This is a genomic window from Enterobacter quasihormaechei, assembly GCF_004331385.1.
In the GTDB taxonomy this organism is placed as follows: Bacteria; Pseudomonadota; Gammaproteobacteria; order Enterobacterales; family Enterobacteriaceae; genus Enterobacter; species Enterobacter quasihormaechei.
The window spans coordinates 75,554-97,116 of the sequence record NZ_SJON01000018.1 but is presented as its reverse complement, the minus strand read 5'-3'; the positions used below and the strand labels follow the sequence as shown (position 1 = coordinate 97,116).

The 21,563-nt window shown below is 55.2% G+C and carries 22 protein-coding genes, 1 tRNA gene and 1 other annotated feature; of the genes, 12 read left to right on the top strand and 11 right to left on the bottom strand.

Translation table 11 applies throughout. The features are described 5' to 3' along the window. Window positions 1-75 precede the first annotated feature (75 nt). Window positions 76-1,530, bottom strand: a complete 1,455-nt coding sequence (emmdR, locus tag E0L16_RS18920; protein WP_242672234.1) for a multidrug efflux MATE transporter EmmdR — start codon at window positions 1,528-1,530, stop codon at window positions 76-78. Window positions 1,531-1,720: 190 nt separating this feature from the next. Here emmdR and E0L16_RS18915 point away from each other — a divergent pair. Further along, window positions 1,721-1,796, top strand: a tRNA-Asn gene (locus E0L16_RS18915). Between the two features lie 139 nt (window positions 1,797-1,935). On the opposite strand, the gene E0L16_RS18910 is transcribed toward E0L16_RS18915, so the two are convergent. The 4 genes from E0L16_RS18910 to dacD form a co-directional block, all read right to left on the bottom strand. Then, a complete protein-coding gene (locus E0L16_RS18910) occupies window positions 1,936-2,271 on the bottom strand; it encodes a DUF496 family protein (RefSeq protein WP_063450218.1) in 336 nt (111 codons plus the stop codon). Window positions 2,272-2,418: 147 nt separating this feature from the next. Further along, entirely contained in the window at window positions 2,419-3,477 is a 1,059-nt protein-coding gene (locus E0L16_RS18905) for an FUSC family protein (protein WP_063450219.1), read from the bottom strand. A 91-nt stretch (window positions 3,478-3,568) separates the two neighbouring features. After that, the gene (sbmC, locus tag E0L16_RS18900; protein ID WP_131637816.1) at window positions 3,569-4,042 is read right to left on the bottom strand and encodes a DNA gyrase inhibitor SbmC; all 474 of its coding nucleotides are present in this window, start codon (window positions 4,040-4,042) and stop codon (window positions 3,569-3,571) included. Between the two features lie 117 nt (window positions 4,043-4,159). Further along, window positions 4,160-5,332, bottom strand: coding sequence for a serine-type D-Ala-D-Ala carboxypeptidase DacD (dacD, locus tag E0L16_RS18895; protein ID WP_146024376.1), 1,173 nt, complete (start codon window positions 5,330-5,332; stop codon window positions 4,160-4,162). A 191-nt stretch (window positions 5,333-5,523) separates the two neighbouring features. Here dacD and sbcB point away from each other — a divergent pair, with 191 nt between their 5' ends. Then, window positions 5,524-6,960, top strand: coding sequence for an exodeoxyribonuclease I (gene sbcB / locus E0L16_RS18890; protein ID WP_370551738.1), 1,437 nt, complete (start codon window positions 5,524-5,526; stop codon window positions 6,958-6,960). 122 nt (window positions 6,961-7,082) lie between these two features. On the opposite strand, the gene plaP is transcribed toward sbcB, so the two are convergent. The 4 genes from plaP to E0L16_RS18870 all read right to left on the bottom strand — a co-directional run bounded on the left by plaP (window position 7,083) and on the right by E0L16_RS18870 (window position 10,508). Then, window positions 7,083-8,441, bottom strand: coding sequence for a putrescine/proton symporter PlaP (plaP, locus tag E0L16_RS18885; protein ID WP_003859499.1), 1,359 nt, complete (start codon window positions 8,439-8,441; stop codon window positions 7,083-7,085). After that, window positions 8,431-8,493: a membrane protein YoeI gene (gene yoeI, locus E0L16_RS18880; RefSeq protein WP_099458931.1), complete on the bottom strand. Its 63-nt coding sequence runs from the start codon at window positions 8,491-8,493 to the stop codon at window positions 8,431-8,433. Before yoeI ends, plaP begins: the two co-directional genes overlap by 11 nt. A gap of 219 nt (window positions 8,494-8,712) precedes the next feature. Beyond that, window positions 8,713-9,642: a LysR substrate-binding domain-containing protein gene (locus E0L16_RS18875; RefSeq protein ID WP_131637812.1), complete on the bottom strand. Its 930-nt coding sequence runs from the start codon at window positions 9,640-9,642 to the stop codon at window positions 8,713-8,715. A gap of 41 nt (window positions 9,643-9,683) precedes the next feature. Beyond that, on the bottom strand, window positions 9,684-10,508 hold the full coding sequence (locus E0L16_RS18870) for an SDR family oxidoreductase (protein ID WP_131637810.1): 825 nt from the start codon (window positions 10,506-10,508) through the stop codon (window positions 9,684-9,686). 173 nt (window positions 10,509-10,681) lie between these two features. Between E0L16_RS18870 and hisL the strand changes: the two genes are divergently transcribed. The 9 genes from hisL (at window position 10,682) to hisIE (ending at window position 17,900) form a co-directional block, all read left to right on the top strand. Beyond that, window positions 10,682-10,732: a his operon leader peptide gene (gene hisL / locus E0L16_RS18865; RefSeq protein ID WP_099516347.1), complete on the top strand. Its 51-nt coding sequence runs from the start codon at window positions 10,682-10,684 to the stop codon at window positions 10,730-10,732. Further along, window positions 10,708-10,831 (top strand) — a sequence feature (His leader region). Its footprint overlaps the gene before it by 25 nt. 47 nt (window positions 10,832-10,878) lie before the next feature. Then, window positions 10,879-11,778, top strand: coding sequence for an ATP phosphoribosyltransferase (gene hisG, locus E0L16_RS18860; RefSeq protein ID WP_006811208.1), 900 nt, complete (start codon window positions 10,879-10,881; stop codon window positions 11,776-11,778). Between the two features lie 5 nt (window positions 11,779-11,783). Further along, complete coding sequence (gene hisD, locus E0L16_RS18855) at window positions 11,784-13,088, top strand: histidinol dehydrogenase (RefSeq protein WP_131637808.1); 1,305 nt, start codon at window positions 11,784-11,786, stop codon at window positions 13,086-13,088. Next, window positions 13,085-14,146: a histidinol-phosphate transaminase gene (gene hisC / locus E0L16_RS18850; protein WP_063868369.1), complete on the top strand. Its 1,062-nt coding sequence runs from the start codon at window positions 13,085-13,087 to the stop codon at window positions 14,144-14,146. Before hisD ends, hisC begins: the two co-directional genes overlap by 4 nt. After that, window positions 14,143-15,210, top strand: a complete 1,068-nt coding sequence (hisB, locus tag E0L16_RS18845; protein ID WP_131637806.1) for a bifunctional histidinol-phosphatase/imidazoleglycerol-phosphate dehydratase HisB — start codon at window positions 14,143-14,145, stop codon at window positions 15,208-15,210. The genes hisC and hisB overlap by 4 nt, the downstream gene beginning before the upstream one ends. Next, window positions 15,210-15,800, top strand: a complete 591-nt coding sequence (gene hisH, locus E0L16_RS18840; RefSeq protein WP_131637804.1) for an imidazole glycerol phosphate synthase subunit HisH — start codon at window positions 15,210-15,212, stop codon at window positions 15,798-15,800. The genes hisB and hisH overlap by 1 nt, the downstream gene beginning before the upstream one ends. Next, window positions 15,800-16,537: a 1-(5-phosphoribosyl)-5-[(5-phosphoribosylamino)methylideneamino]imidazole-4-carboxamide isomerase gene (gene hisA, locus E0L16_RS18835; RefSeq protein WP_131637802.1), complete on the top strand. Its 738-nt coding sequence runs from the start codon at window positions 15,800-15,802 to the stop codon at window positions 16,535-16,537. Before hisH ends, hisA begins: the two co-directional genes overlap by 1 nt. After that, window positions 16,519-17,295, top strand: coding sequence for an imidazole glycerol phosphate synthase subunit HisF (hisF, locus tag E0L16_RS18830; RefSeq protein WP_131637800.1), 777 nt, complete (start codon window positions 16,519-16,521; stop codon window positions 17,293-17,295). Before hisA ends, hisF begins: the two co-directional genes overlap by 19 nt. Further along, on the top strand, window positions 17,289-17,900 hold the full coding sequence (gene hisIE / locus E0L16_RS18825) for a bifunctional phosphoribosyl-AMP cyclohydrolase/phosphoribosyl-ATP diphosphatase HisIE (RefSeq protein WP_131637798.1): 612 nt from the start codon (window positions 17,289-17,291) through the stop codon (window positions 17,898-17,900). Before hisF ends, hisIE begins: the two co-directional genes overlap by 7 nt. 38 nt (window positions 17,901-17,938) lie before the next feature. Here hisIE and wzzB read toward each other — a convergent pair whose 3' ends face one another. Beyond that, the gene (gene wzzB / locus E0L16_RS18820) at window positions 17,939-18,919 is read right to left on the bottom strand and encodes an LPS O-antigen chain length determinant protein WzzB (protein ID WP_131637796.1); all 981 of its coding nucleotides are present in this window, start codon (window positions 18,917-18,919) and stop codon (window positions 17,939-17,941) included. A gap of 192 nt (window positions 18,920-19,111) precedes the next feature. On the opposite strand from wzzB, the gene E0L16_RS18815 reads away from it, so the two are divergent. After that, window positions 19,112-20,116, top strand: a complete 1,005-nt coding sequence (locus E0L16_RS18815; RefSeq protein WP_107533343.1) for an NAD-dependent epimerase — start codon at window positions 19,112-19,114, stop codon at window positions 20,114-20,116. 47 nt (window positions 20,117-20,163) lie between these two features. Here the strand turns inward: E0L16_RS18815 and ugd are convergent, their stop codons facing one another. Beyond that, the gene (ugd, locus tag E0L16_RS18810; RefSeq protein WP_131637794.1) at window positions 20,164-21,330 is read right to left on the bottom strand and encodes a UDP-glucose 6-dehydrogenase; all 1,167 of its coding nucleotides are present in this window, start codon (window positions 21,328-21,330) and stop codon (window positions 20,164-20,166) included. Window positions 21,331-21,563: the final 233 nt, after the last annotated feature.

The following is a 21,563-nucleotide window of genomic DNA, read 5'->3' as shown; positions in this document are numbered from 1 at the left end:
TGCGCCCTGAGGATGTCAAAGGGTGAATGCAGATTTTCAATCGTTTGCCGATTTATTCTCCACTTCGCGCATTTGTCAGGCGTTTGCGGTTTCCGAAACCGCCTGTTCCGCTTTTTTTCGCGGATATTTCCACAGCCAGCGTCCGCTCACCATGCGCCAGTAGAACAGCGCGCCGCGCACGGCCCAGTCAAGGAACATCCCCAGCCAGACGCCGACCACGCCCATACCTAGCATCACCCCCAGCGTGTAGCCCGCCACGACGCGGCAGCCCCACATGCCGAGCATAGAGACCCACATGGCAAAGCGGGCGTCGCGCGCCCCTTTCAGCCCGGCAGGAAGTACCCAGGACGCGGCCCAGATCGGCATAAACGCCGCGTTGAGCCAAATCAGCACCTTCACCACCTCTTTTACGTCGTTTTCGTGGGTATAAAACGAGGCCATCAGTCCGGCAAACGGCGCGGTGCCCCACGCAATCGCGGTCAGCCCGATGGTTGAAAGCCAGAAGACGTGGCGAAGCTGCCGTTCCGCCTGCCCTATCTGCCCCTTGCCGAGGCGTTTACCGGTAATGATGGTCGACGCCGAGCCCAGCGCGTTACCCGGCAGGTTAATCAGCGAGGCGATGGAGAAGGCAATAAAGTTGCCGGCGATGACGTCGGTGCCCATCCCGGCAACAAACATCTGCGTCAGCAGTTTCCCGCCGTTAAACAGCACGGATTCGATGCTGGCCGGGATCCCGATGCCCATCACTTCCCAGATAATGGCGAAGTTAAGCGGACGGAAATAGCTTTTCAGCGTGAGGCGCAGCGACGGCGTGATGCCCGCCATGAGGACGCCAATGATCGCCGCCGCACCAATATAGCGGGAAATCGTCAGCCCTAAACCGGCACCGACAAAGCCCAGGCCATCCCAGGAGAAGACGCCGTAAATCAAAACGCTGCTGATGATAATGTTCAGGATGTTCATCCCACCGTTTATCAGCAGCGGAATTTTGGTATTGCCTGCGCCACGAAGCGCGCCGCTGCCAATCAGCGCGATGGCTGCCGCCGGATAGCTCAGCACCGTCATTTCAAGGTAGGTGAGCGCCAGCGCCTTCACCTCACCGGTCGCTTCGCCGGCGACGATGTCTATGATCTCTTTCCCGTAGTAATGAATGACCGCCGCGAGAACGATCGAGAAAATCGTCATGATCATCAGCGACTGTCTGGCCGCTTCCCTGGCGCGTTTCGGATCGAGTTTGCCGAGGCTAAACGCTACCACCACCGTCGTGCCAAGATCGATGGCGGCAAAGAAGGACATCACCACCATGTTGAAACTGTCCGCCAGCCCTACCCCGGCCATCGCTTCTTTGCCGAGCCAGCTCACCAGGAAGGTGCTGAGAACGCCCATCAACAGGACGCAGGTATTCTCCAGGAAAATAGGCACGGCAAGGGGGGTGATTTCACGCCAGAACAGAACTCGATAACTTTTACGTTTGGCATACCAGGGCGTGCGCATAATCGCCTGGCGTATGGGTGCGGTGACGTTCAAAATGGACCTTAGCGAGAAAGTTGAAACTCCATTTCAAATGATGGGGCAGAAATGCATATCCTGCAAAGTATTTTCCATTAAATTATGTCTGAAATGGCAACAAAATGACGACAGAATCATCAATCAGTCACTTTTGCCTAAGATGAGGTTTGACAAAAGTTTTTTCGCCGCTAAGATAAGCCTCCACAACGATTCCTCTGTAGTTCAGTCGGTAGAACGGCGGACTGTTAATCCGTATGTCACTGGTTCGAGTCCAGTCAGAGGAGCCACATTTAAAAAGCCTGCTTTCAAAGCAGGCTTTTTGCTTTTCTGCGTTCGGTAAAATTGTCGGGTGGCGGCTACGCCTTACCCGACCTACGGAATCGCAGACCCGGTAAGCGCAACGCCACCGGGCAACAGATTGCGCGATTACTCGCCTTTAGCGTCGACGTTTTTGATTTCGCCCATCACCTTCAGCTTTTTGGAGATATCGCGACGCTCTTTAGACAGCTCAGCATTTTTGATGATGTAGTCATCAACGCGATCTTCGTAATCGCTCTTCATGCTGGCGATGATGCCCTGAATAGCTTCAACGCTCATCCCCGGCTTGATGTAGTCGCTCAGGTTGTCCAGCAGCAGGACACGTTTCTGGTTGTCACGGATCTTCTTCTCTACGTCCTGGATTTCACGCTGTAGCTTGTTTTTGCGGCGGAACAGGCGGACGAACTCCAGAACATCCTGGAACGAAGGCTTAATAGTTTCCATTTTTACACCCCTGATAATGTGAGATTCGGATTCGTTAAGGCAACCGTTTTAACAGACAGCGGCTGCGAATGACAATGAGTATATCGTTTAAAACCATCATAACCCTAATTGCTGCTGAATCGAAGCAGCAGGCATCACGTACGCTTTTTATTTGCGCAGTGCCCGGCAAATCAGCTGCGATAATAATTCCAGCTGTCGTGCCAGCTCCATACTCAGCCAGACATAGCCGTGGATGGGCGTTTCGGCCACATTGTCGGCCTGACGCTCATTCATCAGCTGTTTCAGCTCGGCGACGATTTCGTTCAGCCGCTCGCTGTTTGCCCGTATGGGCTGTGGATTCCCTTCGTAGAGCGCATGGGCGATGGTCAACAGGGTTTGCTGCGTCATCTGCTGCGTCTCTTTCAGCGTATGCGCGTTGAGCATCAGAAAGTGGCTGGGGCGTGAAGCCCAGTGGGCATTGATTTGCAGTTCAAGCATACAGACCAGATTACGGCTGACCGTCTGAATGGCTTCAAAAATGGCTTTCTGGATATGCGTTTCTTTGCTTGCCGGGGTAATCAACCCGCGCATTTTGACCACGTCATTGAGGATTTTTTGCAGATGCTTTTCCAGCCGCGGGCGTTCGATCAGATTCGGTGAAAACCCGGCCTGGTAGACGCGGTTAAATGCCGTCACGTAGTTTGCCATCTGAATGCGCCAGTGCAGGAAGGCGCGCTGCGGCCAGATGCCGGTAAACAGCATGGCGAGCAACGAGCCGAGGATCACGTCCCCGCTTCGCCACAGTGCGGTAGTCATATCGCCCGCCGGCGCGCCGACCACAACCGCAAGCGTTATGCCAATTAACAACGCCTGATACGGCCTCTTGCCCAGCGCCAGCCACCCGCAAAGAAACATTGCCCCCGCGCACCACAGCAACATGATCGGGAACGAAATCAGCTCCAGCTTCAGGGCGATAAGCCCAAGCGCCGAGCCTAAAACGGTGCCGCCTATGCGTTCGAGGGCACGAGGAACCACGTTCCCCCAGAATGAGATCGGCCCCATCACCACCACCAGCGTGATCAGCGGCCACGTTCCTTCCGGGATATCCAGCAAACGAACCAGTACGAAGGTCAACACAAACGCCAGCGCAATGCGGCAACCGTGCACCACGCGATAATGTTTGTATAACCGAATTTCAAATGGGGTTAATGACTTGTCGGGGCGCACACCCGTCTCCAGCTTTACGGCAAACCACAATTGTACTGTGTTTTGAGGCGGGTGGATCACAACCGCCTCAAAAACCCTGCGTTTCGCAGGCTTATCCCACCTTGTGTTCTACCGGTACAAACATCTCAATGTCCCAGTAGCCGTCTGTATTGCCATCATTCAGATAACGTTCGAAGCACGGTTTTGGCGCAATCTGGTAGGCGTTGTCCTGGAGAAGGGAGTTGAAGAACTGGTTCCAGGGGGTGGCAAAATCATGATTTTCCACACGGGCAGCGGCGATAGCATAGTCCCCGGCAGCGATTTCGGTCATCATCACCCCTTCGCTGTTCTCAGGTACAGTGAAATCATCAGCGACCGTGACGGCGGTATCGCAGCGGAGCTTTTCCGCCGGCACGTCATCCGGGTTGTCGTAATAAACGGCTACCCATTCCTGCGGCTGAATATGACGCCCGTCTACCCACATCACGAGCTGTTCGAACCCCTGCTTGACCGTTTTTTCCCACGGCCCCACGAGATGAAAGCCTGCGATTTTACGTTTCTGTTGCTGCCTGACGCTGTAGTCCATGCTGCCTCCGTTTATCACTGTATATACATACACTATAAAGCAGAATCGCGATTATCGGCAAACCGGGAGTGTTTATTATGCGAGCAGACTCGCAACACTGCCAGTCTGCCCGAAAGGTTAGAGCTTATGATGCAGATAATCACCGAGACGGGAGAAAAGGCCGCCCTTTTCAACGCTTTCCAGCGTAACCAGAGGCCAGTGCGCAACCACCTTGTCGCGATCGTACAGCTGGATCTCCCCTACCCGCTGGTGCGCGGCAATCGGCGCTTCCAGCTCTTTTTTATCCATTACGTATTTTGCCTTGATATTCGGCACTTCCGTTTTGGGCAAGGCCAGCCAGAAATCCTGATCCGTGCCCAGCGCGATCTGCTCTTTATCGCCGTACCAGATGCGTTCGGTACCCACTTTTTTGCCGTTATGCAGGATCTGCACCGTATCGAAATTTTGCTGTCCCCAGTGCAGCAGCTTGCGCGCCTGATCTTCACGCCCTTTCGGGCTGTCTGCGCCCATCACCACCGCAATCAGCCGACGCTGACCGTCCACCGCGGAGGCAATCAGGTTGAAGCCCGCGCCCGACGTGTGCCCCGTTTTCAGGCCATCCACGTTCATGGTCTTATCCCACAGCAGCCCGTTACGGTTCTGCTGGGTAATGCCGTTCCAGGTCAGGCTTTTCTCGCTGTACATGTGGTAGAACTCAGGTTCGCCGTGAATGATGGCACGGGAAAGCACGGCGAGATCGTAAGCGGAGCTGTGCTGACCCGGTGCATCCAGCCCGTGTACGGTTTCGAAGTGGGTATCGCGCAGGTTTAGCTTTTCGACGTAGTCATTCATCATCCTGACGAACTGTGGCTGACCGCCCGCCACGTGATCCGCCAGCGCTACGCAGGCGTCATTGCCGGAATCAACAATCAGGCCGCGGCTGAGATCGCGCACGGAAACCCTGTCGCCCTCCTTCAGAAACATCAGCGATGAACCGTCAAAGACCGGATTGCCTTTTGCCCAGGCGTCACGTCCGACCGTCACAATGTCATCGGGGCTGATACGGTGGCTATCAATGGCGCGATCGACAACGTACCCCGTCATCAGTTTGGTCAGGCTCGCCGGATTGCGCTGCTGATGTTCGTTGCCCGCCGTTAAGATTTGACCCGTGGTGTAATCCATCAATACCCAGGATCCTGCCTGAATGGCAGGCGGCTGAGGTGAAAAATCCAGCGGCTCGGCAGCCAGCGCGGATGAAATACTCGAAGCGAGTAAAGAAACAGCAATAAACAGACGGCGTTTCAACGGTATATCCTCAGGTCAGTAAAAATCGATGACCTTTTTACGGCAGTTCTGATGTCGTTACCTGCCTTAATTGCAAAAAAATGTGACAACGCGCAAATTTTTCTGGAACGAATCTCGCAAATTTCTTGCCTGACCGTGCTTTTTATTCGGACTGCTCACCCCAATCGTTTACCATAGAGACGTCAATTTTTAACAGGATGAGATTACTGGTGTCTGACTCTGCCGCGCGCCCGACTTTTTTGTTCCACGATTACGAAACCTTTGGCACCCATCCGGCGCTGGACCGACCGGCGCAGTTTGCGGCTATCCGTACCGATGACGAATTTAACATCATCGGCGAACCCGAGGTGTTTTACTGCAAGCCCGCCGATGACTATCTGCCGCAGCCGGGCGCGGTGATGGTGACAGGCATTACGCCTCAGGAAGCGCGGGATAAAGGCGTTAGCGAAGCGGAATTTGCCCGTCGCATCCACGATCTGTTCACGGTGCCCAATACCTGCGTGGTGGGTTACAACAACATCCGCTTTGACGATGAAGTGACGCGTAATATCTTCTACCGCAACTTCTACGATCCGTACGCCTGGAGCTGGCAGAACCGCAATTCACGCTGGGATTTGCTGGATATTATGCGCGCCTGTTATGCGCTGCGCCCGGAAGGGATTCACTGGCCGGAGAACGACGACGGATTGCCGAGCTTCAGGCTCGAGCACCTGACGCGCGCCAACGGCATCGAGCACAGCAATGCCCACGACGCGATGGCAGACGTTTACGCGACCATCGCTATGGCGAAACTCGTTAAAACCGCGCAGCCGCGCCTGTTTGAGTATCTGTTAAGCCACCGCAGCAAGCAGAAGCTGATGACGCTGATTGATGTGCCGCAGATGAAACCGCTGGTGCATATTTCAGGGATGTTCGGGGCGTGGCGCGGGAACACGAGCTGGGTAGCGCCCCTCGCCTGGCACCCGGATAACCGTAACGCCGTCATCATGGTGGATCTTGCCGGGGATATCTCCCCGCTGCTTGAGCTTGACAGCGACACCTTGCGTGAACGGCTGTATACGCCGAAAGAGGCGCTGGGTGACCTGCCCGCTGTACCGGTTAAACTGGTGCACATCAATAAATGTCCGGTGCTGGCCCAGGCCAATACGCTGCGCCCGGAAGACGCCGACCGGCTGGGGATTAACCGTCAGCACTGCCTCGATAACCTGAAAGTGCTGCGCGACAACCCGCAGGTGCGCGAGAAAGTCGTCGCCATTTTTGCCGAAGCAGAGCCGTTTGTGCCGTCTGAAAACGTGGATGCGCAGCTTTATAACGGCTTCTTCAGCGACGCCGACCGCGCGGCGATGAATATCGTGCTGCAAACCGACCCGCGGAATCTGCCCGCGCTGGATATCACCTTTGCGGACACGCGCATTGAGAAGCTGATGTTTAACTACCGGGCGCGCAACTATCCAGGCACGCTGGATGAGGCTGAGCAGGAGCGCTGGCTACAGCATCGACGCAACGTCTTTACCCCGGAATTTCTCAACAGCTACGCTCAGGAGCTGGAGATGCTTTACGGCCAGTATGAAGGGAATGCCGAGAAACAGGCGCTGCTGAAAGCGCTATACCAGTATGCGCAAGAGCTCATCTGAAATGCAGAGATAAAAAAACCGGAGACCATCTTCTCCGGTTTTTTTTGCCCGGTGGCGCTTCGCTTACGCGGGCCTACGGGGTATTCAGGTCGGGTAAGGCGTAGCCGCCACCCGACACAGTCTTACGCGACGTCTTCGTACTGAGGAACCGGGTTGCGGAAGCTCTTCGTCACACAGGCCAGGTAAACCAGGCCGATACCTGCCCAAATCAGGCCAAGCACCATTGAGCTCTCTTCCAGGTTAACCCACAGCGCGCCCACGGTCATAGCACCACACATCGGCAGGAACAGATACTGGAAGTGGTCTTTCAGCGTCTTGTTACGCTTTTCACGGATCCAGAACTGAGAGATCACCGACAGGTTAACAAAGGTGAACGCCACCAGCGCACCAAAGTTAATCAGCGCCGTTGCCATCACCAGGTCAAAGTTAATCGCCAGAAGCGCGATCGCACCGACCAGAATGATGTTCATCGCCGGGGTACGCCATGTTGGATGCACGTAGCCGAAGAAGCTTTTCGGGAATACGCCATCGCGGCCCATAACGTACATCAGACGCGCAACGCCTGCATGCGCGGCCATACCGGACGCCAGTACGGTGATGGTGGAGAAGATCAGCGCGCCGACCTGGAACGCTTTACCCGCCACATAGAGCATAATTTCCGGCTGAGAAGCATCCGGATCTTTGAAGCGAGAGATATCCGGGAAGTACAGCTGGAGGAAATAGGTCGAGAAAATAAAGATCAGGCCACCAATCAGCGCCGTCAGGAAGATTGCACGCGGAATCACGCGCTCTGCATCTTTCGTTTCTTCAGACAGGTTGCTGATACCGTCAAAACCGGTAAAGGAGAAGCACAGAATCGTCGCCCCGGTAATCATCGGGATCACATGCGCATCACCAGACCAGAACGGCTTGCTGCTCGCCAGAGTGCCCGCGCCTTCGCCGTGGAACACACCGTAAATCACCATGCCGAGGATCACGGCAATCAGTACAACCTGAAGCACAACGATAACGGAGTTAAAGTTGGCAACGGACTTGATGCTGCGCAGGTTAAAGGCCGTCATAAAGGCCACCAGCGCCACGACGAACATCCAGGATGGAATCGATGGCACCAGCGCTTCAAAATAGATTTTTGCCAGCAGAATGTTGATCATCGGCGCGAACAGATAGTCGAGCAGCGAAGACCAGCCCACCATAAAGCCGACCGTCGGGCTGATGGATTTCTGGGCATAGGTGTAGGCGGAACCGGCAGACGGATAGCGGCGCACCAGTTTACCGTAGCTGAGCGCGGTAAAGAGGATCGCAATCAGTGCAAAGCCGTAAGCCGTCGGCACATGACCGTCCGTGAGGCCTGATACGATACCGAATGTATCGAACAGCGTCATCGGTTGCATATAGGCAAGGCCCATCATGACAACCGGAATCAACGTAAGCGTTTTACGTAATTCCACGCGAGAGGTGTTTGGAGTTGCGTTATGCGACATAGTTATTCTCCTTTACGGTGATAACCGCCACGTAAGCGAAAAATTGCCCCATTTCTTTCTTCCTCAGCGACAACAACTGTCGGATTTTAGTAAGTATCTATCCGGTACGAAGCCCGGCCTCTTGGTTTTTAGTTTCGTTTCGTACATGCAAAAAAAAATAACCGACGCCTTTTATATCGTCGATTATTTATTTGTTTGCAGCGGCGGCATTTTGCCCTATTCAAGATACAAAAGGCAATACATTGAGAAACGTGCCCATAAAATAATTTTTCTAACTGGTTGATTTACCATCACCTGCCTGAGTGTAAACTGTCGCGATAGCACTATTTGCTAAAATTTCGTCCCGCCACCAGGCGCTGGCAAGCCCGGCGGTTTGTTCATTCCAGCCTACCCATACCGATTCGTTACTGCTCTGCGCTAAAACCTGTTTTTCCACCAGCGCGCCGCTGTCTATGAACCGCTGAGCTAAATAACGGGGAAGGTAACCGCACCCGAGGCCGCTTATTTGCAGCTCCAGCTTGGTTTTAAAATCAAAAACGGTGATGGCCTCCTGCTCATCCAGAAGCTGCGATGAAATACCGCACTCGGGACGCGAGCTGTCTCCCACCACAATGGCGCGATGGTTTTTGATGACGCGTCTTGAAACTGGCTCCGGTTCATTCGCCAGCGGATGATGAGGCGCAACGGCAAAAATTTGCTCCAGTACGCCCAGCCGGGCGAAACCAAATTCACTCAGCTGAGGAGGCTCATGCAGGGCTCCAACGATAATATCCGCCCTGCCCTGCGTCAGGGCGTCCCATGAACCGCCCAGCACGCCGTTGATAAAAACCAGACGCGTAACGCTATGGCGCTGATAAAACGTCTCGATAAGCGGGGTAAGCAGTGAAAAAGGGAAAGTATCATCAACCCCAATCACCAGCTCGTTTTCCCAGCCCTGGTGAAGCTTAACGGCCTGCTTTTCCAGCTCGCGCACCGCATGCAGCACGTCACGCCCTTTTTCCAGCAGCATCTGCCCTGTACGGGTGAATCGCGCACGATGCCCGGAACGGTCAAGGATTTGGATATTAAGATCGCTTTCAAGCTTTTGCACGGTATAGCTCAGAGCCGAAGGCGTTTTATAGAGCTTCGCCGAGGCGGCGGCAAAGCTCCCCTCTTTTTCAAGCGCATCCAGAATAACAAGAACATCCAGCAGCGGTTTCATCTTCGCCCCCTTGCGGTGTGCGATTGTCTCCGCTGATGCAGTTATTCCATGGGCATAACCAGCGGATCGGGATACTGATACTCAAATCCCAGTTCATGGCAAATACGATTGCCATCAATAATTTTGCCTTTGCGTTCCCCCTGCGCATCACTGAACACCGGCGGCGCCAGGCCAAGCTGGCGGGCCATCAGCGGATAAAAGGTGCTGCGCGCCGGGTGCGAAGGCGCACATATATTATAGATGTGCCCCCCTTTCGGAGCCTGTAAAAGCAGTTCTATTGCGCCGACAACATCTTCAAGATGCACAAGGTTAACCCCGTGCTGACCATCCGGCGCGGATTTACCGGCAAAGAAGCGCCCCGGATGGCGCCCCGGCCCCACCAGCCCGGCCAGACGTAAAATATCCACCTGCGTGCCGGGCAGATTGTGCAGCCAGTCTTCCAGCTCTTTCAGTACCCGACCGCTGGCGGTCACCGGACGGCGCTCGGTGTTCTCCTTCGCCGTACCGTCGATATCGCCATAGACGGAGGTCGAGCTGGTGAAAATAATGCGCGGAACATGGTGCGCCAGGGCGCTGTCGACAATCTCCTGCACCGCCTGCAAGTAAAACGTCTCGCCCGGCCCGCTGCGTCGCGCCGGTAAGGTGATGACCAGCGCATCCACATTCATCAGTTCGTCCAGCTCGTCGGTATCGCAGATAAGCTCGGGTTCGAGGCGCAGCTCGACACCGTCAATGCCGCACATGCGTGCCGCTTCAACCCCATCTCGGGTGGTCTTACTCCCTGTCACCTGCCAGCCTTTCGCGGCTAATGACATCGCCAGCGGCATTCCTAACCACCCTAACCCGACAATCGCGACCTTTTTCATGTACATTCTCCGCTTAACTACCCCTGTTATAAGGCTACGCCAGCCTTGTGGAACGCACAATTCATACCATCAATATGAAATGAATTAATGATCAAAAAAAGCCCTTGCTTTATGGCGTATAACTGGTTTAGGTTAAAAGACATCAAATGCATAAGCATTCAACGAGAATTTATATGACACGCGTTCCTTTTAAAAACCACCATCATCACCATCATCCTGACTAGTCTTTCAGGCGATGTGTGCTGGAAGACGTTTGGATCTTCCAGTGGTGCATGAACGCATGAAAAAGCCCCCGGAAGATCATCTTCCGGGGGCTTTTTTTTTTGGACCGCATTCAGACAGGTTAAAACAGGTTAACGAGGAACACAGAATGTTAGATAACTCACGTTTACGCATAGCTATTCAGAAATCAGGCCGTTTAAGCGACGATTCACGCGAACTGCTGGCCCGCTGCGGGATTAAAATCAACCTGCACACCCAGCGCCTGATTGCCCTGGCTGAAAATATGCCGATCGACATTCTGCGCGTACGCGATGACGATATCCCGGGCCTGGTGATGGATGGCGTCGTTGACCTCGGCATCATCGGCGAAAACGTACTGGAAGAAGAGCTATTAACCCGCCGCGCGCAGGGCGAAGATCCCCGCTACTTTACCCTGCGTCGTCTGGACTTCGGCGGCTGCCGCCTGTCGCTGGCCACGCCGGTCGATGAAGCCTGGGACGGCCCGGCCGCGCTGAACGGCAAACGTATCGCCACCTCTTATCCTCACCTGCTGAAGCGTTACCTCGATCAAAAAGGCGTGCAGTTTAAATCCTGTCTGCTGAACGGCTCCGTTGAAGTGGCGCCGCGCGCGGGCCTGGCCGATGCCATCTGTGACCTCGTCTCTACCGGCGCCACGCTGGAAGCGAACGGCCTGCGCGAAGTGGAGGTGATTTACCGCTCCAAAGCGTGCCTTATCCAGCGCGACGGTGAGATGGCAGAGGCCAAACAGCAGCTCATCGACAAACTGCTGACCCGCATTCAGGGCGTGATTCAGGCGCGTGAATCCAAATACATCATGATGCATGCGCCAACCGAGCGTCTCGAGGAAGTCATTGCCCTGCTGCCGGGTGCAGAGCGCCCCACCATTCTGCCGCTGGCGGGTGACCAGCAGCGCGTGGCGATGCACATGGTCAGCAGCGAAACCCTGTTCTGGGAAACCATGGAAAAACTGAAGGCGCTGGGCGCAAGCTCCATTCTGGTGCTGCCAATTGAAAAGATGATGGAGTAACGACCATGAGCTTTAACACAATCATCGACTGGAATACCTGTAGCGACGCGCAACGGCGCGAACTGCTGATGCGCCCGGCAATCTCCGCCTCGGAGAGCATCACCCGCACCGTGGCGGAGATCCTCGATAACGTGAAGGCCCGTGGCGATGACGCCCTGCGTGAATACAGTGCGAAGTTTGACAAGACGGAAGTCGGCGCTTTACAGGTTACCGAGCAGGAAATCATTGATGCCAGTAGTCGTCTTGGTGACGACATCAAGCAGGCGATGGCCGTCGCGGTGAAAAATATAGATACCTTCCACACTGCGCAGACATTGCAGGCGGTGGATGTCGAAACCCTGCCCGGCGTGCGCTGCCAGCAGGTGACGCGCCCGGTGGCGTCCGTCGGCCTGTATATTCCCGGCGGCTCCGCCCCACTGTTTTCGACCGTATTAATGCTGGCTACCCCGGCGCGCATTGCCGGTTGTCAGAACGTGGTGCTCTGCTCTCCGCCACCGATCGCCGATGAGATCCTCTACGCGGCAAAACTCTGCGGCGTGCAGGCGGTGTATAAAGTGGGCGGCGCGCAGGCGATTTCCGCCCTGGCGTTCGGGACCGAGTCCATTCCCAAAGTCGACAAAATTTTTGGTCCGGGTAATGCGTATGTGACCGAAGCGAAGCGCCAGGTCAGCCAGCGTCTGGACGGCGCGGCCATTGATATGCCTGCCGGGCCGTCTGAGGTGCTGGTGATTGCCGACAGCGGCGCCACGCCGGATTTCGTCGCCTCTGACCTGCTCTCGCAGGCCGAGCACGGGCCGGACTCGCAGGTGATTTTACTGACGCCGGATGCCGACATGGCACAACGCGTGGGCGAAGCCGTTGAGCGTCAGCTGGCCGACCTGCCGCGTGCGGAAACAGCGCGCCAGGCGCTGTCTGCCAGCCGCCTGATTGTGGCCCGCGATCTCGACCAGTGCATCGCCATCTCTAATCAGTACGGCCCCGAGCACCTGATCATTCAGACCCGCAACGCGCGCGATCTGGTCGACAGCATCACCAGCGCAGGCTCGGTGTTCCTCGGCGACTGGTCGCCGGAATCTGCCGGGGATTACGCCTCCGGCACCAACCACGTGCTGCCGACGTATGGCTATACCTCAACCTGCTCCAGCCTGGGGCTGGCGGATTTCCAGAAGCGCATGACCGTGCAGGAACTCTCCCGTGAAGGGTTTGCCTCGCTGGCGTCGACCATTGAAACCCTTGCCGCCGCCGAGCGCCTGACTGCCCATAAAAATGCCGTGACGCTGCGCGTTGCCGCCCTGAAGGAGCAAGCATGAACATCGAAGAATTAGCCCGCGAAAATGTCCGTCGCCTGACGCCCTATCAGTCTGCGCGTCGTCTGGGCGGGAACGGCGACGTCTGGCTGAACGCTAACGAATATCCCACGGCGGTGGCCTTCGAGCTGTCGCAGCAGACGCTGAACCGCTACCCGGAGTGTCAGCCGAAAGCGGTGATCGAGAACTACGCGCAGTACGCGGGCGTGAAGCCTGAGCAGGTTCTGGTCAGCCGCGGGGCGGATGAAGGGATCGAGCTGCTGATCCGCGCGTTCTGCGAGCCGGGCAAAGATGCGGTGATGTACTGCCAGCCGACCTACGGCATGTACAGCGTCAGCGCCGAAACCTTCGGCGTGGCCTGCCGCAACGTGCAGGCGCTCGACAACTGGCAGCTGGATTTGCAGGGCATCGCCGATAACCTCGACGGGGTGAAGGTGGTGTTTGTCTGTAGCCCGAACAACCCGACCGGGCAGATTATCAATCCGCAGGATATTCGTGCCCTGCTGGAAATGACGCGCGGCAAAGCGCTGGTCGTGGCCGACGAAGCCTATATTGAGTTTTGCCCGCAGGCCACGCTTGCTGGCTGGCTTGAAGAGTATCCGCATCTCGTCGTGCTGCGTACCCTGTCGAAAGCGTTCGCCCTCGCCGGCCTTCGCTGCGGATTTACGCTGGCAAATAAAGCGGTTATCGACCTGCTGCTGAAAGTGATCGCCCCGTATCCGCTCTCGACGCCGGTTGCCGATATTGCGGCTCAGGCGCTGGCCCCGCAGGGCATCAGCGCGATGCGCGAGCGGGTGGCGCAAATCCTGGAAGAGCGTCAGTATCTTGTCGAGGCCCTGAAAGCAATTCCGTGCGTGGAGCAGGTGTTCGATTCGGAAACCAACTACATCCTGGTGCGCTTCACCGCCTCAAGCGCGATATTTAAATCGTTGTGGGATCAGGGCATTATCTTACGAGACCAGAATAAACAACCTACCCTGAGCGGCTGCCTGCGTATTACCGTCGGCACCCGCGCGGAGAGCCAGCGCGTGATTGACGCCCTGAAAGCGGAGAAAGTATGAGTCAGAAGTATCTCTTTATCGATCGTGACGGCACCCTCATATCGGAGCCACCCAGCGATTTTCAGGTCGATCGTTTCGACAAGCTGGCGTTTGAACCCGACGTGATCCCGGTGCTGCTGAAGCTTCAGCAAGCGGGCTATAAGCTGGTGATGATCACCAACCAGGATGGTCTGGGCACCGACAGTTTCCCGCAGGCAGACTTTGACGGCCCGCACAACCTGATGATGCAGGTGCTGACCTCTCAGGGCATCGCCTTCGACGAGGTGCTGATCTGCCCGCACATGCCTGCCGACGAATGCGACTGCCGCAAGCCAAAAGTGAAGCTTGTTGAACGCTATCTGGCGGAAGAGGCGCTGGATAAAGGCAACAGCTATGTGATTGGCGATCGCGTCACGGATATCACGCTGGCGGAAAACATGGGCATTGCGGGCCTGCGCTACAGCCGGGACGCGCTTAACTGGGCGATGATTGGCGAGCAGCTGACCAAACGCGACCGCTATTCGCACGTGGAACGCAACACGAAAGAGACGCAGATCGACGTGAAGGTCTGGCTCGATCGCGAAGGCGGCAGCAAGATCCACACCGGCGTCGGTTTCTTCGACCACATGCTGGATCAAATCGCCACCCACGGCGGTTTCCGCATGGAGATCGCCGTTAAGGGCGACCTGTATATCGACGATCACCACACCGTAGAAGATACCGGCCTGGCGCTGGGCGAAGCCCTGAAGCTGGCGCTCGGCGACAAGCGCGGCATCAACCGTTTTGGATTTGTCCTGCCGATGGACGAGTGCCTGGCGCGCTGCGCGATGGATATCTCCGGGCGTCCGCACCTGGAATATAAAGCCGACTTTACCTACCAGCGCGTGGGCGATCTCAGCACCGAAATGGTGGAGCACTTCTTCCGCTCGCTTTCTTACACCATGGGCCTGACGCTACACCTGAAAACCAAAGGCAAAAACGATCACCACCGCGTCGAGAGCCTGTTCAAAGCTTTTGGCCGTACCCTGCGCCAGGCGATCCGCGTTGAAGGTGATGCCCTTCCCTCGTCGAAAGGAGTGCTGTAATGAACGTGGTGATTCTGGATACCGGATGCGCCAACCTGAACTCCGTACGGTCGGCGATTACGCGCCACGGCTACGAGCCGGTAGTGAGCCGCGACCCGGACGTGGTGCTGCGCGCGGATAAACTTTTTTTGCCGGGCGTGGGCACCGCTCAGGCGGCGATGGATCAGATCCACGCGCGCGAGCTGGTGGATCTCATCAAAGCCTGTACTCAACCGGTGCTGGGCATTTGCCTCGGCATGCAGCTGCTTGGCCGCCGCAGCGAAGAGAGCAACGGCGTCGAGCTGCTGGGCATTATAGAAGAAGACGTGCCGAAAATGAGCGACCACGGCCTGCCGCTGCCGCACATGGGCTGGAACCGCGTTTATCCGAAAGCGGGCAACAGGCTGTTCCAGGGTATTGAAGACGGCGCGTACTTCTACTTCGTCCACAGCTACGCCATGCCCGTGAATACCTACACCATCGCCCAGTGCAATTACGGCGAGGCGTTCACCGCCGCGGTGCAAAAAGATAATTTTTACGGCGTGCAGTTTCACCCGGAACGCTCTGGCGCCGCCGGCGCGCAGCTGCTGAAAAATTTCCTGGAGATGTGATGATAATTCCCGCTTTAGATTTAATTGACGGCACGGTTGTTCGTCTCCATCAGGGCGATTATGGACAGCAGCGCGACTACGGTAACGATCCGCTGCCGCGCTTACAGGCTTATGCTGCCGAGGGGGCTGAGGTGTTGCACCTGGTCGATCTCACCGGCGCGAAAGATCCGGCTAAGCGCCAGATCCCACTGCTTAAAAAGCTGGTGGCTGGCGTGGACGTCCCGGTGCAGCTGGGCGGCGGCGTACGTACGGAAGCCGATGTTGCAGCCTTACTGGACGCGGGCGTAGCGCGCGTGGTGGTCGGCTCGACTGCTGTAAAAGATCCTGAGATGGTCAAGGGCTGGTTCCGCCGCTTCGGCGCGGATGCGCTGGTGCTGGCGCTGGATGTGCGCATCGACGAGCAGGGTAACAAGCAGGTCGCGGTCAGCGGCTGGCAGGAAAACTCCGGCGTCACGCTGGAAGAGCTGGTCGAAATTTATCTCCCCGTGGGGCTGAAGCACGTGCTATGCACGGATATTTCACGCGATGGTACGCTCGCAGGCTCGAACGTCTCGCTGTATGAAGAGGTTTGCGCGCGTTATCCGCAGGTGGCGTTTCAGTCCTCTGGCGGTATCGGCGACCTGGCGGATATCGCCGCTCTGCGCGGAACCGGCGTGCGCGGCGTGATCGTAGGCCGTGCGCTGCTGGAAGACAAATTTACGGTGAAGGAGGCGATTCAATGCTGGCAAAAAGGATAATACCCTGCCTGGACGTACGCGACGGTCAGGTTGTGAAAGGCGTGCAGTTCCGCAACCATGAGATCATTGGCGACATTGTTCCGCTGGCTAAACGCTATGCCGATGAAGGCGCAGACGAGCTGGTATTTTACGATATCACCGCCTCCAGCGATGGCCGCGTGGTGGACAAAAGCTGGGTGGCGCGCGTGGCCGAGGTGATTGATATTCCCTTCTGCGTGGCGGGCGGAATTAAATCTGCTGACGATGCGGCGAAAATTCTCTCTTTCGGTGCAGACAAAATTTCCATTAACTCCCCTGCTCTGGCCGACCCGGATCTGATTACGCGTCTGGCGGATCGCTTCGGCGTGCAGTGCATCGTCGTCGGGATCGACACCTGGTTTGATGCCGCGACGGGCAAATATCACGTCAACCAGTACACCGGCGACGAAAGCCGCGCGCGCGTAACCCAGTGGGAGACACTGGACTGGGTGCAGGAAGTGCAAAAACGCGGCGCGGGTGAGATTGTGCTGAACATGATGAACCAGGACGGCGTACGTAACGGTTACGACCTGGAGCAGCTGAAAAAGGTGCGCGCGGTGTGCCAGGTTCCGCTGATTGCCTCCGGCGGCGCGGGCACCATGGAACACTTCCTGGAAGCCTTCCGAGATGCGAACGTGGACGGCGCGCTGGCAGCCTCCGTGTTCCACAAACAGATTATCAATATTAGTGAGTTAAAAACGTACCTGGCCGACCAGGGCGTGGAGATCAGGGTATGTTAACAGAACAACAACAGGCGCAGCTGGACTGGGAAAAAACTGACGGCTTACTGCCGGTGGTTGTACAGCATGCCGTTTCAGGCGAAGTGCTGATGCTGGGATACATGAACCAGGAGGCGCTGGCGAAAACGATCGACAGCGGCAAGGTGACGTTTTTCTCGCGAACCAAACAGCGCCTGTGGACAAAAGGGGAAACCTCGGGTCACTTCCTGAACGTGGTCAGTATTACGCCAGACTGCGACAACGACACCCTACTGGTGCTGGTCAACCCGATTGGGCCAACCTGCCATAAAGGCACCAGCAGCTGCTTCGGCGAGGCGAGCCACCAGTGGCTGTTCCTCTATCAGCTGGAACAATTGCTGGCAGGGCGTAAATCAGCGGATCCTGAGAGCTCGTACACGGCGAAGCTGTACGCCAGCGGCACCAAACGGATTGCGCAGAAAGTGGGTGAGGAAGGGGTTGAAACGGCGCTGGCGGCCACCGTGCATGACCGGGAGGAGCTGACGAACGAAGCGTCGGATCTGATGTATCACCTGCTGGTGCTGCTTCAGGATCAGGAGCTGGATTTAACGACGGTGATTGAGAACTTGCGGAAACGGCATAAATAAAAAAGACCGGGGAAACCCGGTCTTTTTTTATCTGTAAATCAGGATCTTGGCTTGTAGTTTCTCAGCGCGTTACGGCCAAGGACGACACCTGAACCGATAATCCCACCGAGGAGAACGGCAAGGATGAGGGTAATAGCAATTTTCGGGCTGTCGCGTCGGATAGGCAGATTTGGCTTCATAACGTAACGATAGACGTGAATAGTCTCTGGGTTAACGTTGAGGTTCTGAATATCCAGCAAATTCTGTTTCGTTTGGTAGTAAGCGCCTGAGAACACCAGAGGGCGAGACGCTTCGTTATCAACCATTGATTTCAGCGCTACGGTACCCAACAGGAACATGGTTTCCTGAGTAACATCCTGAGTCTGCTGAAGCTGCGGAGTGCTGATCTTCGCAGCTTCTGCATTCTTCAGCGCCTCGGTAATCTGCTTGATACGCAGGTCTTTTTGCTCCTGTGCGACCTTCTCCTGGTTCTGGAGGGAGTCGTTCAGGGTGGTAATCTGCTGCTTGAGATTGTCTCTGAGGTCAAGCGTCAGTTCTTTTGCTGTCTGCTCGTCAACCTGCTGGATGTATTGCGCTAATTGCTTTTGAGCGGCTTCAGCGGATTCGCCCTGATAGCTAACGGTTAAAGGCAAACTTTGTCCTTTAACGGTAGGCTCAATAGTCAGTTTTTCCGGATCTTCCTGATTCTCCAGCGCCTGAGCTAATGCCGAGAAGGAGGAATTAAAACGACCAATAGCACGATTCTGAATGTCCAACATGGAAGGTGCTGCCCCGCCATAGAGGATATTCAATGCATTGGAATAGGTGGCAATTTGAGCCGCATCAGGCTGGGCTATGATGGCAGATGACGTCCATTTCTCTTTGGCTACAGTGATGTAAACGCCAGCAAGAACGATAAAAGCAGCAATAAAAGCCCCTATCACCCACTTACCACGCCACAGCTGTAACATTACATCAAGTAAATCAATTTGCTCCGGGTCATTGTTACGTGCGACCAGGTTATTGTTGTTTTGCGTCATACAATCCCTAACAGATGAAAAAGGGCAAACATAATCTTGTTTACCTAGTGTATCCGTTGCTGCGGAATTTTCTATAAGAATCCGATGAGTTATATCGGAAAGATGGGTTATGTAAGTTCAAGGCGACGCGCTATCATAGTCGGATTCTGATGCTCTGGGGCATCAACAAGAACACTGTGAATGAGGGAAGCTATGAAATTTCTGGTAACTGGCGCGGCGGGCTTTATCGGTTCTCATGTCAGCAAGCGCCTGCTTGATGCAGGACATAAGGTTGTTGGGATTGATAACCTGAATGATTACTATGACCCTAACCTCAAGCTTGCTCGCCTCGAATTGCTCAAATCCGAGAATTTCACCTTCCATAAGCTGGACTTAGCGGACCGCGAGGGCATGGCAAACCTCTTCGCTGATGAGAAGTTTGACCGCGTGATCCATCTTGCTGCACAGGCGGGTGTGCGTTACTCGCTGGAAAACCCGCATGCCTACGCGGATGCTAACCTGGTAGGTCACCTGAACGTGCTGGAAGGCTGTCGCCACAACAAGGTTCAGCATCTTCTGTATGCGTCATCCAGTTCCGTTTACGGCCTCAACCGTAAGATGCCGTTTTCTACTGACGACTCCGTGGACCATCCGGTATCCCTGTATGCGGCAACCAAGAAAGCCAATGAGCTGATGTCGCATACCTATTCCCATCTGTACAACCTGCCGACAACTGGCCTGCGCTTCTTTACCGTATATGGCCCGTGGGGACGCCCGGATATGGCGCTGTTCAAATTCACCAAAGCCATGATTGAAGGCAACAGCATCGACGTATACAACTACGGTAAGATGAAACGTGACTTCACCTATATCGATGATATTGCAGAGGCAATTATTCGCTTGCAGGACGTCATTCCTCAGGCCGATGCCGACTGGACAGTCGAAACCGGTTCGCCGGCAACCAGCTCTGCCCCGTATCGCGTGTATAATATCGGTAACAGTTCACCTGTCGAACTGATGGATTACATCACCGCGCTTGAAGAGGCGCTGGGCAAAGAAGCGGTGAAAAATATGATGCCGATCCAGCCGGGTGACGTACTGGAGACCAGTGCAGATACCAAAGCGCTGTACGACGTCATTGGGTTTAAACCACAGACCTCCGTTAAAGAGGGCGTGAAAAACTTTGTCGACTGGTACCGCAACTTCTATAACGTTTAAAACAAAAAACCCGGCTAATTGCCGGGTTTTTTATATCAAAATTTAAATCAGTCACTGCCGAACAAATCGCGGGTATAGACTTTATCCTTCACGTCCGCGAGCTCTTCCGCCATGCGGTTGGAGATAATGACGTCCGCTTCTTTCTTGAACGCATCCAGATCGCGAATGACGCGAGAGTGGAAGAACTCGTCTTCCTGCATCGCCGGTTCATAAATAATGACCTGCACGCCCTTCGCCTTAATACGCTTCATGATCCCCTGAATGGAAGAGGCGCGGAAGTTATCGGAACCGCTCTTCATGATCAGGCGATACACGCCCACCACTTTCGGCTGGCGCGCGAGAATGGAATCCGAGATGAAATCTTTACGCGTGCGGTTGGCGTCCACAATGGCAGAAATCAGGTTGTTCGGGACCGCCTGATAGTTTGCCAGCAGCTGCTTGGTATCTTTTGGCAGGCAGTAACCGCCGTAGCCAAATGACGGGTTGTTGTAATGGTTACCGATACGCGGGTCAAGACACACGCCTTCGATGATCTGACGGGTGTTCAGTCCTAAGCTCTCAGCATAGCTGTCCAGCTCGTTGAAGTAGGCCACGCGCATAGCGAGATAGGTGTTAGCGAAAAGCTTTATCGCCTCTGCCTCAGTGGAATCGGTGAACAGCACCGGAATATCTTTTTTAATTGCGCCTTCCTGAAGCAGTGCAGCAAAACGCTCCGCACGCTCGGAACGCTCGCCAATCACGATACGGGATGGGTGCAGGTTATCGTATAACGCCCTGCCCTCGCGGAGAAATTCCGGCGAGAAGAAGACATTATCAATACCCAACTCTTCTTTGATAGATTTGGTGAAGCCCACTGGAATCGTCGACTTGATGATCATCACTGCGTTAGGGTTGATTGCCGTAACGTCTTTGATCACCGCTTCAACGGTGGAGGTGTTGAAGTAGTTGGTTTTAGGGTCGTAGTCGGTTGGCGTGGCGATGATGACGTAATCCGCATCGCGGTATGCGTCTTCTTTGTCCGTGGTTGCGCGGAAGTTCAGCGGTTTGGTCGCCAGGTATTCTTCAATCTCTTTATCGACGATTGGGGACTTCTTCTGGTTAAGCATGTCCACTTTTGCCTGCACGATATCCAGCGCAACCACTTCATGGTTTTGTGCAATCAGGATACCGTTTGAAAGACCAACATAGCCTGTTCCGGAGATAGTTATTTTCATTTGTTTTACTTTTACACGTTTGAGTTTTTGATGGCCTTATTCCGGCCACCACAATGATTAACCAGGAGTTTTTTAGCGCTAATACTTATTCACTGTCAAGGTTTCAGGATTTTTGAAAAATGTTTTTGCTCACCATAACGGCTTATCGCCACACTAAGCAAAGTACCTGTTTTTCAGGGACAATAAGACCTTAAAGGGCACTCGCCAGTCCGCAGATGAATACTGCTTACTGC